This is a genomic window from Xanthobacter sp. NM-59, from assembly GCF_021401125.1.
GTDB lineage: Bacteria > Pseudomonadota > Alphaproteobacteria > Rhizobiales > Xanthobacteraceae > Xanthobacter.
In genome coordinates this window covers 142,665-154,429 of sequence record NZ_JACBFQ010000009.1, presented here as the reverse complement: position 1 = coordinate 154,429, position 11,765 = coordinate 142,665, and the positions used below count along the sequence as shown (strand labels likewise).

General features: G+C 68.3%; 10 protein-coding genes. 8 read left to right on the top strand and 2 right to left on the bottom strand.

Annotated features, from left to right (window positions below):
* Positions 1 to 5 precede the first annotated feature (5 nt).
* From L0966_RS16305 to L0966_RS16270, 8 genes are read left to right on the top strand one after another with little or no spacing between them, the layout of a single operon-like run.
* Positions 6 to 1,208, top strand: a complete 1,203-nt coding sequence (locus L0966_RS16305) for an SRPBCC family protein (RefSeq protein ID WP_234053019.1) — start codon at positions 6 to 8, stop codon at positions 1,206 to 1,208.
* Between the two features lie 10 nt (positions 1,209 to 1,218).
* Positions 1,219 to 1,557, top strand: a complete 339-nt coding sequence (locus tag L0966_RS16300) for a hypothetical protein (RefSeq protein ID WP_234053018.1) — start codon at positions 1,219 to 1,221, stop codon at positions 1,555 to 1,557.
* Positions 1,554 to 2,048: a nuclear transport factor 2 family protein gene (locus L0966_RS16295; RefSeq protein ID WP_234053017.1), complete on the top strand. Its 495-nt coding sequence runs from the start codon at positions 1,554 to 1,556 to the stop codon at positions 2,046 to 2,048. Before L0966_RS16300 ends, L0966_RS16295 begins: the two co-directional genes overlap by 4 nt.
* A 25-nt stretch (positions 2,049 to 2,073) precedes the next feature.
* Positions 2,074 to 3,339 (top strand): styrene monooxygenase/indole monooxygenase family protein, encoded by a 1,266-nt coding sequence (locus tag L0966_RS16290; protein ID WP_234053016.1) that lies wholly within the window; start codon positions 2,074 to 2,076, stop codon positions 3,337 to 3,339.
* Positions 3,329 to 3,871, top strand: coding sequence for a flavin reductase family protein (locus tag L0966_RS16285; RefSeq protein ID WP_234053015.1), 543 nt, complete (start codon positions 3,329 to 3,331; stop codon positions 3,869 to 3,871). The genes L0966_RS16290 and L0966_RS16285 overlap by 11 nt, the downstream gene beginning before the upstream one ends.
* A complete protein-coding gene (locus tag L0966_RS16280) occupies positions 3,864 to 4,652 on the top strand; it encodes an SDR family oxidoreductase (RefSeq protein ID WP_234053014.1) in 789 nt (262 codons plus the stop codon). Before L0966_RS16285 ends, L0966_RS16280 begins: the two co-directional genes overlap by 8 nt.
* Positions 4,649 to 4,978 carry a non-heme iron oxygenase ferredoxin subunit gene (locus L0966_RS16275; protein ID WP_234053013.1) on the top strand — a complete coding sequence of 110 codons (330 nt, stop codon included), beginning with the start codon at positions 4,649 to 4,651 and terminating at the stop codon, positions 4,976 to 4,978. The genes L0966_RS16280 and L0966_RS16275 overlap by 4 nt, the downstream gene beginning before the upstream one ends.
* 3 nt (positions 4,979 to 4,981) lie before the next feature.
* The gene (locus tag L0966_RS16270; protein ID WP_234053012.1) at positions 4,982 to 5,962 is read left to right on the top strand and encodes a 2Fe-2S iron-sulfur cluster binding domain-containing protein; all 981 of its coding nucleotides are present in this window, start codon (positions 4,982 to 4,984) and stop codon (positions 5,960 to 5,962) included.
* Positions 5,963 to 6,386: 424 nt separating this feature from the next.
* Here L0966_RS16270 and atzF read toward each other — a convergent pair whose 3' ends face one another.
* On the bottom strand, positions 6,387 to 8,204 hold the full coding sequence (atzF, locus tag L0966_RS16265) for an allophanate hydrolase (RefSeq protein ID WP_234053011.1): 1,818 nt from the start codon (positions 8,202 to 8,204) through the stop codon (positions 6,387 to 6,389).
* Positions 8,204 to 11,761 carry an urea carboxylase gene (gene uca, locus L0966_RS16260; RefSeq protein WP_234053010.1) on the bottom strand — a complete coding sequence of 1,186 codons (3,558 nt, stop codon included), beginning with the start codon at positions 11,759 to 11,761 and terminating at the stop codon, positions 8,204 to 8,206. Before uca ends, atzF begins: the two co-directional genes overlap by 1 nt.
* Positions 11,762 to 11,765 lie beyond the last annotated feature (4 nt).

Genomic DNA, 11,765 nt, shown 5'->3' with positions numbered 1-11,765 from the left:
CATCCATGTCTGACACCCAGCAGAAGTGGGCTTCGGCCTTTCCCGAGCTCGGCACCGGCCCCATCCCGGTGGAACCCTGCGTCTCCCCCGCTTTCTTCGACGCCGAGATGGAGAAGGTGTTCAAGAAGGCCTGGCTGAAGGTGGCGCGGGTGGAGGAAATGCCCAAGGCCGGCGACTTCAAGGTGAAGAAGCTGGCCTTCGCCCACACCTCCATCATCCTCATCCGCGGCAAGGACGGTACCGTTCGCGGCTTCCACAATGTGTGCTCCCACCGGGGCAACAAGGTGGTGGTGGAGACCGGCGACGAAACCTTCGGCTCCAGCAAGGCGGCGGTGGTCACCTGCCGCTTCCACGGCTGGGTCTATGACGCCAAGGGCGAACTGGTCTCCGTGCCGGAGGAGGAGAAGTTCCACTCCTGCTTCCATCGCGGCGAAAATGGCCTGACCCCCGTGCGCACTGAGGTGTGGGCCGGCTTCGTGTTCGTCAATCTCGACGCGGAGGGCAAGGAGAGCCTCACCGATTTCCTGGGCGGCATCGGCCGGCATCTCGGCGACTTCCCCTATGAGAAGATGGGCAAGTGCTATGCCTACAACACGGTTCTGAACTGCAACTGGAAGGTCGCCCACGACGCCTTCGCGGAAGCCTATCACGTGGCCACCATCCACGCCGGTTCGTTCCCGAACGTGTTCTCCTCGGGCCTTCAGAACGTGCAGCTGTTCGGCCCCCACCGCACCACGGCGGTGTGCCTGTCCATGGATGCCGAGCCCAAGCCCGTGGCCAAGCTCGCCAACTCCATCACCGGCGCCTCGCTGGTCACCAATCGCGGCGCCTCCATGCTGCCGCCGAGCGTGAACCCGGATCGCCGCCCCGATTTCTCCTTCGAGCTGTCGGTGCTGTTCCCGAACCTGCTGCTGCATGTCTCGGAAGGCATCTGGTTCACCCACCAGTTCTGGCCGCTCGCCCACAACAAGACGCGGTGGGAAGGTAAGTATTACTTGCCCATGCCGAAGACCAACTCGGAAGTGTGGGCGCAGGAATTCTCCCAGGTGCTCCAGCGCAATGCGTGGCTGGAAGATACCGCCACCATGGAGGATACCCAGGACGCCCTCGAATCCGGCGCCAAGACCGTGATGCACCTGCAGGATGACGAGGTGCTCATCCGCCACGGCTACCACGCCCTTGAACACTTCATGACCGCCGCCGAGTGAGGATGACGCGATGACCACGACCCTTCCCGCGGATTTCCAGGGCCTCGCCCCCTTCGCCGCCTGGGCGCTGTCCACCCAGGATGAGCGGCAGCACAAGCGCATCAGCTCCACCAAGGTGGAGCTGAAGGAATTCTACGAGGCGATGCTGCCCGCGCTGCCCAAGATCCTGGAATATGTGGATCAATTCCCCCTTGGTCAGATCGCGCCGGAGGCCAAGCCGGTGTTCTGGATGGCCCTGTCCATGGCCGAGGTGGCGCCCCACGTGGAGCTCTATCGCGGCGATCCGAAGGTGCCGCACTCGTTCGACGAGGCCCGCTTCGTCGCCGAGCACGGCCAGATCCCGGCATGAGCACCGCGATGGGCGGTACCGATGGGCTGGAGCGCCGCTTGGCGCGGCTCGAAAGCCTGGAGGAGATCCGCAGGCTCGTCGGGCTCTATGCCCTCGGCGCCGACCGGCGGAACGATCCGGAGATCTTCGCCGGATTGTACACCGGGGATGCGGTGTGGGAGGCGGCCGGCTTCGGCCGCTTCCAGGGCCGCGAGCTGATCGTGAGCGAGCTCGCCCGCATCGGCCGCGAAACCATCGTCTGGACGCTGCATTACATGACCTCGCCGGTGATTGACATCGACGAGGACGGGGAGGGCGCCCGCTGCCGCTGGTGGCTGTGGGAGCTCTCCAAGATCAAGGACCAGCCCGGCGACGAGGCGGTGGCCCACTTCCTGGGCGGCACCTACGACACGCGCCTCAAGCGCGCGCCCGACGGCTGGCGCTTCTGCCACGTCACCCTCGATCTGCCCCTCATCAGCCCCCACGAGCCGGGCTTCAAGACCCGGCCGTGACCTTCCAGATTTCAAGGAACATCCCATGCGCAAGATCGCCATCATCGGCGGCGGGCAGGCCGGCCTGCTGCTCGGCTTCGGCCTGATCGACAAAGGCTACGACGTCACCATCTATTCGGACCGCACGGCAGAGCAGGTGCTGCATTCGCGCCTCGCCACCACGGCCTTCCTGTTCGAAAGCTCGCTGAAGATCGAGCGCGATCTGTGCCTGAATTTCTGGGAAGACGTCGGCCCCTATGGCGAGGGCATCCATGTGGACTTCCGCGGGCCGGACGGCACCGTGGGCCTGTCCGTGCAGGGGCGGCTCGGCGTCAATCATGGCCAGGCGCTGGACGTGCGCACCAAGTTCCACCGCTGGATGAACGAATTCTCCCGGCGTGGCGGGCGGCTCGTCATCCAGGCCATCACCATCGCCGACCTGGAGCGCATCTCGGCCGAGAACGACCTTACCATCGTCGCCGCCGGCAAGGGCGCAATCACGGCCCTGTTTGAGCGCGACGAGGCCCGCTCGCCCCACAAGGTGCCGCCGCGCAATCTCGCCGCCGTGCTGGTGACGGGGTCGAACCTCACCGGTGACCGGCCATGGCGCGAGATCCCGTTCCGTCCGCTGCGCTTCAACTTCATTGCGGGGGCGGGCGAATACTTCTCGCTGCCCTTCTATACGCACACCAAGGGCGAGTGCCGCTCCTTCCTCTTCGAGGCCGTGCCCGGCGGCCCCATGGATGTGTTCCAGGACGTGAAGGACGGCGCGGAGATGCTGGCCACCGTGCGTGAGGTGGTGAAGCGCCTCACCCCCGACCAGGCCGAGCACGTGCCCGACGACATGGAGCTGACCGACGCTAATGCGTGGCTGAAGGGCTCGTTCACGCCCGTCACCCGCAAGCCGGTGGGCGTGCTGCCCTCGGGCAATATCGTGTTCGGCATCGGCGACGCGGTGGTGCTCAACGATCCCATCGCCGGGCAGGGCGCCAACAATGCCAATCGTATGGTGAAGGCCTATCTCGCCGCCATTCTGGAGCGGGGCGACAAGCCGTTCGACCGCGACTGGATGGAAAGCCTGTTCAACGGCTTCTGGGAGACCTCCGGGCAATATACCTGCGGGTTCACCAATGGCCTGCTGGTGCCGCCCACGCCGGCGGTGATGGAAATCCTCGGCGCCGCCTCCAAGGTGCCGGCCATCGCCGACGAGTTCTGCGGTAACTTCAACGATCCCACCCGCTTCTGGCCGGCCATCGCCGACCTCGACGCGGCCAAGCGTTATGTGGCGTCGAAGGTGGCCCATGTCGCGTGAGATGGTGTCGCTCGACGCTGCGTCCGAGACCGTGGAAGCGGAGCGGCGCGCCTTGCGCCGTTCCCTCTCCCTCTACGCCACCGGCGTGTGCGTGGTGACCACGCTGGCGCCGGAGGGTGAGAAGGTGGGGCTGACGGTGAACTCCTTCGCCTCGGTCTCCCTGGATCCGCCCTTGGTGCTGTGGAGCCTGGCCAAGACTTCGCCGCGCCTGTCCCTGTTCCGGGGCGCGACGCATTTCGCGATCAATGTGCTTTCCGCCGCCCAGGAAGAACTGTGCAACCGCTTCGCCCGCCCGGGCGCGGACCGGTTCGCGGGGCTCGATCTCGATGCGGGCGCGGGCGGCGCGCCGCTGTTGCCGGGCTGCCTCGCCACGTTCGAGTGCGCGCGGCACGAGGTGGTGGAGGGCGGCGACCACATCATTCTCATCGGCCGGGTGGTTGCGCACCGGCGCGGCGCCGGAGCCCAGCCCCTTGTGTTCTGCAACGGGGCGCTCCGAAGCTGGCCGAGCCTTCAGGAGGCGAGCCATGGCTGATTTGTCGGGCAAGGTGGCCATCGTCACCGGCGGCGCCACCCTCATCGGCGCCGCTGTGGCGCGCAAGCTGGTGGAGGCGGGCGCCCGCGTCGTCATCGCCGATATCGACGCGGAGGGTGGCGCGCGGGTGGTGACGGAGCTCGGCGCCGCCGGGCTCTTCGTCCGCACCGACGTGGGGGATGATGGCGCCATCGCGGCCACGGTCGCCACCTGCGTGGAGCGCTTCGGACGTATCGACGCCTTGGTGAATGCGGCCGCCTGCTACATCGACCAGGGGCCGTCCTCCTCGCGGGCGGACTGGGCGGCGGCGTTCAATGTGAACGTGTTCGGGGGCATCGCCTTCCTTCAGGCCTGCCGACCGCACATGGCGGCCCAGGGCGGCGGCTCGGTGGTGAACTTCACCAGCGTGTCGGGGCACATCGCCCAGGCGGGACGCTGGGTCTATCCCGCCACCAAGGCCACCATCGAGCAGGTCACGCGCTCGGAGGCCCTTGATCTTGCCGGCGACGGCATCCGCGTGAACGCGGTGTCGCTGGGCTGGACTTGGTCCGCGCCCATCTCCGCCATGGTCGGCGGTGACCGGGCGAAGGCGGATCGCATCGCCGCGCCCATGCACATCACCGGCCGGGTCGGAGATCCGGACGAGGTGGCCGAGGCGGTGCTGTTTCTGCTGTCGCCGCGCGCCTCCCTCATCACCGGCACCACCCTGTCGGTGGATGGCGGCTATCTGACCCTGGGGCCCGAGCGGCGGGGCCTTTCCCTGGCGGAGATCGAAGCATGAGCGAGACCCTGACGGACGACATCGTGCTCTGCCGCGCTTCCGACGTGCCGGAAGGCGGGGCGCTGAAGGTGGAATTGGACGGCCGCGCGCCGCTGGCCGTGTTCCGCGTCGGCGGGCATTTTTTCGTCACCGACGACACCTGCACCCATGGGGATGCCTCCCTTTCCGAAGGGGAGCTGGATGCGGAGGACATGGTGGTGGAATGCCCCTGGCATTCGGGGGCGTTTGAGCTCGCCACCGGCAAGCCGTGCGGGGCGCCGTGCACCATTCCCCTGAAGGTCCATCGCTTCGAGCTGCGCGGCGGCGACATTGTGCTGGTGGCCTGAGCCATGGCGCGGATCACCCTCGACACCGGCGACACCTTCGACTGCGCGGACCACGACACCCTGTTGCGGGCCGGCCTGCGCGCGGGCCTCGGCCTGCCTTACGAATGCAATGCCGGCGGCTGTGGCACCTGCAAGGTGGAAGTCACCTCCGGCGAGGTGGAGAACCTTTGGCCCGACGCGCCGGGCCTCTCCGATCGCGACCGGCGCAAGGGGCGCGTTCTGGCCTGCCAATGCCGTGCGCGTGGGGATTGCACGGTGAAGGTGCGGCTGGACCCGGCCTGCGTGCCGTTGATCTCTCCCGTGCGGTGCAAGGCGGTGCTGGACGGCAGCGACGACATCACCCACGACATCCGCAGCTTCCGCTTCCGGGCCGAGGGGCCGGCGCGTTTCCTGCCTGGGCAATATGTGATGCTGTCTTTGTCCGATGGCCTGGAGCGCGCCTATTCCCTCGCCAACCTGCCCAATGAGGCGGGGGTGTTCGAGGTGATGGTGCGCCGTGTGCCCGGCGGGCGCATGACCACGCGCCTGTTCGAGGGGGCGGTGGACGAGGTCACGCTCGACGGGCCGTTCGGCCTGGCCCATCTGCGGCCGGGGGAAAGGGACGTGGTGTGCCTGGCGGGGGGCTCGGGCCTGGCGCCGATGGTCTCCATTGCCCGTGCCGTGGCGGCGGAGGGATCGCCCAGGCGCGTGATCTTCTTCCATGGCGGGCGCACCGGCGCCGATGTGCTGGATGTGGCGTGTCTCGATGCGCTGACCGGTCTCGGGCCGCGCCTGACTTATGTGCCGGTGGTGTCGGGGGAGATGGTGCGCGGGCTCGCGCACGGCATGGTGCACGAGGCGGCGCAGGCCTGGCTTGAGGGGACCATGGATCGCTTCGACTATTATTGCGCCGGCCCGCCTCCGATGATGCAGGCGCTGGAGACGATGCTTGTGCGCGAAGGTGGGCTGCCCGCCGACCGCGTGCGCTTCGATCGCTTCTTCTGACGTGCATCGAGCGGGCAAGGGGCCGTCGCGGGGGCGGCCCCTTTGCTTTTGTGGATCGGACCCATCCGGCGGATGCAGTCCCGGCGCTGTGTGCAAGGCCGGATCGAGATTCAACGCGCAAGGCTTGGTTTGCGTCTCGTCCCCGCTCCCGCTTGCGGGGAGGGGAGGCGGCCCCGATGCCGCCCCGTAGTCAGATGGTCGACGTTGAAAGCACGCGGCCTTTCCGAGGCCGTGCCTTTCAGTTCTTGCCGTGCTTTCGTCCCTGCGTTCACGCGCTTCCCCAGTCACCCCCCGCAAGCGGGAGAGAGGCTGCGGTGTGAGGCGCGCCCATTCCGCACGCCCATGCTGGGGCCCAAGCCACGCGCCAGTGGTGGCCCAAGGGGCGAGCCTTGTGGCGGGCATGCCCCCTGAAGCTTGATCCGACCTATGCCGCGCTGCCTTGGGCGCGCCAAGCGCGCCAGCCGCCGAAGCTGGTGATGTCGCGGGCCTGGGCGATGGCGTGGGCCTCGCACAGGAAGCCGCTGGCGGCGCTGCCGTCATCCAGCGAGATCTTGCCGATGCCCAAGGGGGCGGGAATGGCGGCCACGAACGCACCGAAGGCGGCGGCCGGCAGCCCCCACACCTCCACCTCGATGCCGGGGCCGGCAAAGCCCGGCTCGCGCACCAGTCCAGGCTTGGGCGGCACCGTACCCGGCAGTTCGTGCAGGCGATAGTCCGGCGTGGTGCGGCAGGCCTTCAGCAGCACGCCGCCGGCCCGCGTCAGCTCGGGATTGAGCGGCATGCCCGACAGGTGGGCGCCCACGACCACCAGGGGCACCAGCCCATCGGTGGAGGGGGCAAGCCGGGCGGCCTCCGGCAGCGCGGCGCCGCGATCGCGCCCAAGGCCGCAAGGGGTGTCCTTGGCGGCGGCGCGGTGCAGCCGGTCCGCCAGCACCGCCAGGGCATCATCGCAGAAAGCGGGGGCGATGAGCGTCACGCCCACCGGCAGCCCATCGGCGCGGAAGCCGGCGGGCACGGCGACGCCGCAGCAGTCCAGCAGGTTCACGAAATTGGTGTAGCGCCCGAGCATGGAATTGAGGGCGATGGGTTCGGCCTGCATGTCGGCCACCGTGGTGATGCGCGGCGCGGTGGGCAGCAGCAGCACGTCCATCTTCGCCCATTCGCCGTCGGTGGCCTTGCGATAGGCTTCCAGCGCATAGGCGCCGCAGAAGGCATCCACGGCCGAGAACTTGCGCCCGCCGCCGACGATGGTGCGCACGGTGGGGTCCATCTCCTGCGCGTGGCCATCGAAGAAGTTCTCGATGGCCGCGAGGCGCTCGGCCACCCAGGGGCCGCCATAGAGCAGGTTCGCGCAGTCGCGGAACGGCGCGTAATTGATGGGAACGGCGGTGCCGCCCAGCGCCGTGAGGCGCGCAATGGAGGTGTCGTAGAGGGCCTCGGCCTCCTTGTCGCCGTCGAAGAAGCGTTCCTTGCCCGCGAGCACTCCGAAGCGGAAGCCCGTGAGCGGCAGGGGACGGGCGGCGCTGGCGCGGGAATAGGCGTCGCCTTCGTCCGCGCCTTCCATCATCTGGCGCACCAGCGTTGCATCCCCGGTGGTGACGCCGAAGACGGAGATGCAGTCGAGGCTGCGGCATGCGGGCACGAGCCCGGTGTTCGGCACCAGGCCCTTGGTGGGCTTCACGCCCACCAGATTGTTGAACGCCGCCGGCACGCGGCCCGAGCCCGCCGTGTCGGTGCCCAGCGAGAAGGCCACCAGCCCCGAGGCCACCGCCACAGCCGAGCCGGAGGAGGAACCGCCGGAGATATAGTCGGCATTGAACACGCTGCGCGGCGCGCCATAGGGCGAGCGGGTGCCGTTGAGGCCGGTGGCGAACTGGTCGAGATTGGTCTTGCCGATGACCAGCGCGCCCGCCGCCTTCAGGCGCTCGACCACCACGGCGTCACGCGCCGGCTCATAGGCGAAGGCGGGGCAGGCGGCGGTGGTGGCCAGCCCCTTCACGTCGATATTGTCCTTCACCGCGAAGGGCATGCCCCACAGCGGGCGCGCTTCGCGCCCACCCTCGGCCATGAGCGCCCGCGCGGCGGCGCGCAACTCGTCATCGGAGAAGCGCGAGATCCAGATGGCGGGGTCGGTGGCCTGATGGAGACGGCGGATCACCTCCTCGATCACGTCGAGGGGGGTGAAGGTGCCGGCCCCATAGCCTGCCTTCAGGGTCGAGATATCGAGCATGTCCGGCAGCATCAGGCACTCTCCTCCATGACGGCGATCACGTCGCCGGCGCGCACGGTGCGGCCCGGCTTGCATCGCACTTCCACAAGGCGACCGGAAGCCGGGGCGAGAACTTCCATCTCCATCTTCATGGATTCGAGGATGGCGATGGGCTCTCCCGCCTTTACCACCGCACCTTCCTCCACCACCACCTTCCAGACCGTGCCGGTCATGTGGGCGGCAACCGCCGTGGCGCCGGACGGCAGGGGCTCTTCCTCGCCGGCCGCCAGCACCAGGGCATCCTCGGCCACGAAGCTGTCGAGCCCGCGAGCCTTCCAGTCCGCCCGTTCCGCCTCGAAGGCGGCCTGGCGGTGGGCCTGGAAGGTGTCGATCTCCGCTTTGTTTTCACTGAGGAATTGCGCGTGCTCGCGCCACGAGAAGTGGGTCTCCTCGATTTTCAGCGGATAGCGGCCATGGGGGAAGGCCGCGCGCGCCTCGGCCAGCTCCTTTTCATCGACCGGATAGAACTTGATGCGGTCGAAGAAGCGCAGCAGGTGGGGGTGGCCTTCCGGGAATTCCCGCGTGGTGCGCCAGGAATTCCACATCTGCACCGTGCGGCCGAAGAGCTGGTAGCCGCCCGGCCCCTCCATGCCATAGACGCACAGATAGGCGCCGCCGATGCCCACCGCGTTTTCGGGGGTCCAGGTGCGGGCCGGATTGTACTTGGTGGTGACGAGGCGGTGGCGCGGATCGAGCGGGGTCGCCACCGGTGCACCCAGATAGACGTCGCCCAGGCCCAGCACCAGATAATCCGCCTCGAACACGATGCGATGCACGTCCTCGATGGAGTTCAGGCCATTGATGCGGCGGATGAACTCGATATTGGACGGGCACCAGGGCGCATCTGGCCGCACCAGCTCCTGATACTTGCGCATGGCGAGCTGGACGGACGGGTCGTTCCAGGACAAGGGCAGATGCACGATGCGCGAGGGCACGGTGACATCCTCGCCATGGGGCAGGCTCGCTTCCAGCTCCGCCAGCGCCGCCGTGAGCTTGGCGCCGGACATGCGGTCGGGATCGAAATGGATCTGCAGCGAGCGGATGCCCGGGGTCAGGTCGACGATGCCCGGCAGGTTGGCGGCGCGGATGGCCTTCGCCAGCAGCCCCACGCGCAGGCGCAAGGCGATGTCGAGCACCATGGGGCCGTATTCCACCAGCAGATAGGCATCGCCCGCGCGGCGATAGACCACCGGCACCTCGCCATCGGGAATGGAGCCGAGGATCGGGCTTTGGGTCAGCCCCTCGGCGGCCGGCAGCACAGTGGGTGCGGTGATGCGCGGGCTTTCCGCCACATAGCCGTCGGCGCAGACGAAACGCACGCCGTCGCCGGGCTTGAGCTGGCCCACCTTCCACAGGTCCTCGTTGGCCACCACCACGGGGCACACGAACCCGCCAAGGCTGGGACCATCGGGTCCCAGGATGATGGGCATGTCGCCGGTGAAGTCGAGGGCGCCCACCGCATAGGCGTTGTCGTGGATGTTGGAGGGGTGCAGGCCCGCCTCGCCGCCATCGGTGCGGGCCCAGCGGGGCTGCGGGCCCATGAGCCGCACACCGGTGCGGGCGCTGTTGAAATGCACCTCATAGCGGTGGGTGAAGAGGTCGGAAATGTCCTCCACCTGGAAGAAGTCCGGTGCGCCATGGGGACCGGACCGCACGGTGAGAGACCACTCATTGGTGAGGGCCGGAATCTCGTCTGGCGCAGCCTTGCGGGCGGGCGTGGTGGGGGCATCGCCCAGCTTCAGCACATCGCCGGCGCGCAGCGTCCCCGTGGCGTGGCCGCCGAAGCCGCCGAGGCCGAACGTCGCCTTCGAGCCCATGAAGTCGGGCACGTCGAGCCCGCCCGCCACCGCCAGATAAGCCCGCTGGCCGGGACCGCTGACGGCCTTCAGCGACAAGGTTTCGCCCGCCTTGATCTCCACCGGCTCGAAGCGCGGCACGCTCTGGCCTTCGATCCTAGCGCCCATGTCGGCGCCGGTGAGGGCGATGACCGCATCGCGATGGAAGCGCAAGGTGGGGCCGGTGACGGTGCATTCCAGCGCCGCCGCGCCTTCCGGATTGCCCACCAGCACGTTGGCGAGGCGGTGGGAACGCGCATCCATGGGGCCGGACGGGGGAATGCCCACGTCCCACAGGCCGATGCGGCCGGGCACGTCCTGCACGCTGGTCTGGGCGCCGGGGTTCAGCACCTCGATGGCGCGGGGCTGGAAGGCGAAATCCTTCAGCACGCTGGTCGCCACCTCGCCCGACACGAAGGCTTCGCCCGCCGTGACGGCACCGAGATAATCGAGATTGGTCTCAAGGCCGTAGATGCGCGCCGCCTTCAGCGCGGCCTGGAGCTTAGCCACCGCATCGGCCCGGTCCGTGCCGTGGACGATGAGCTTGGCGAGCATGGGGTCGTAATGGGCGGTCACCTCGCTGCCGCGCTCGATCCAGCCATCCACCCGTGCGCCTCCGGGGAAGGTGAGTGACGTCACGCGGCCGGTGGAGGGGCGGAAGTCCGCCTGCGGGTTCTCCGCATAGATGCGCGCCTCAATGGCCGCACCCTTGGGGGCGAGGCTCTGGGGCGGGGTGAATTCGCCTGCCGCCTGGCGGATCATCCATTCCACGAGATCCACGCCGAACACTTCTTCCGTCACCGGATGCTCGACTTGGAGGCGCGTGTTCACCTCAAGAAAATAGAAGTCCTGGCGGGCCACGTCCCAGATGAATTCCACCGTGCCGGCGCTTTCATAGGAGACGGCCTCGCCCAGCTTGCGGGCTGCCTCCGCAAGGCGCGCGCGCTGCTCCAGGGTGAGGCCGGGAGGCGGGGTTTCCTCCAGGACCTTCTGGTTGCGGCGCTGGAGCGAGCAATCGCGCTCGCCCAGCGTCAGCACCCGGCCATCGCCCAGGCCAAAGATCTGCACCTCCACATGGCGGGCGGTGGCGACGAAGCGTTCCAGATACACCCGCGCATCGCCGAAGCTGGCCTTGCCCATGCGCTGGACATTGGCGAACTTCGTGCGCAGCTCCTCCTCATTGGCGCAGAGCTGCATGCCGATGCCGCCACCGCCGGCGGTGCTCTTCAGCATCACCGGATAGCCCACCTCATGGGCGGCCGCGACCGCCGCATCCGCATCGTCCAGGAGGCCGGAGCCGGGCAGCAGCGGCACCCCGGCGGCCCGCGCGATGTCGCGCGCCGTGTGCTTCAGGCCGAAGTCGCGCAAATGCTCCGGGCGCGGGCCGATGAAGGCGATGCCTTCCGCCTTCAGCCGCTCGGCGAAGGCGGCGTTTTCCGACAGAAAGCCGTAGCCGGGATGCACCGCCTCAGCGCCCGTCGCCTTGCAGGCGGCAAGGATGGCATCGGCCTTCAGATAGCTGTCCTTGGCCGCGTCGGGGCCCACATGAATGGCCTCGTCGGCGGCAAGAACAGGCGCGGTGAAGCGATCTGCGTCGGAATAGACCGCCACCGATTGAATGTTCATCTTGCGGAGCGTGCGGATCACACGCCCGGCGATCTCGCCCCGATTGGCGATGAGAACCTTCTTGAACATGGCG

Bases quoted from the DNA above. Each gene is read 5' to 3' on its own strand.
- L0966_RS16305 (WP_234053019.1), top strand. From the start codon at position 6: ATGTCTGACACCCAGCAGAAGTGGGCTTCGGCCTTTCCCGAGCTCGGC.
- L0966_RS16300 (WP_234053018.1), top strand. From the start codon at position 1,219: ATGACCACGACCCTTCCCGCGGATTTCCAGGGCCTCGCCCCCTTCGCC.
- L0966_RS16295 (WP_234053017.1), top strand. From the start codon at position 1,554: ATGAGCACCGCGATGGGCGGTACCGATGGGCTGGAGCGCCGCTTGGCG.
- L0966_RS16290 (WP_234053016.1), top strand. From the start codon at position 2,074: ATGCGCAAGATCGCCATCATCGGCGGCGGGCAGGCCGGCCTGCTGCTC.
- L0966_RS16285 (WP_234053015.1), top strand. From the start codon at position 3,329: ATGTCGCGTGAGATGGTGTCGCTCGACGCTGCGTCCGAGACCGTGGAA.
- L0966_RS16280 (WP_234053014.1), top strand. From the start codon at position 3,864: ATGGCTGATTTGTCGGGCAAGGTGGCCATCGTCACCGGCGGCGCCACC.
- L0966_RS16275 (WP_234053013.1), top strand. From the start codon at position 4,649: ATGAGCGAGACCCTGACGGACGACATCGTGCTCTGCCGCGCTTCCGAC.
- L0966_RS16270 (WP_234053012.1), top strand. From the start codon at position 4,982: ATGGCGCGGATCACCCTCGACACCGGCGACACCTTCGACTGCGCGGAC.
- atzF (WP_234053011.1), bottom strand. From the start codon at position 8,204: ATGCTGCCGGACATGCTCGATATCTCGACCCTGAAGGCAGGCTATGGG.
- uca (WP_234053010.1), bottom strand. From the start codon at position 11,761: ATGTTCAAGAAGGTTCTCATCGCCAATCGGGGCGAGATCGCCGGGCGT.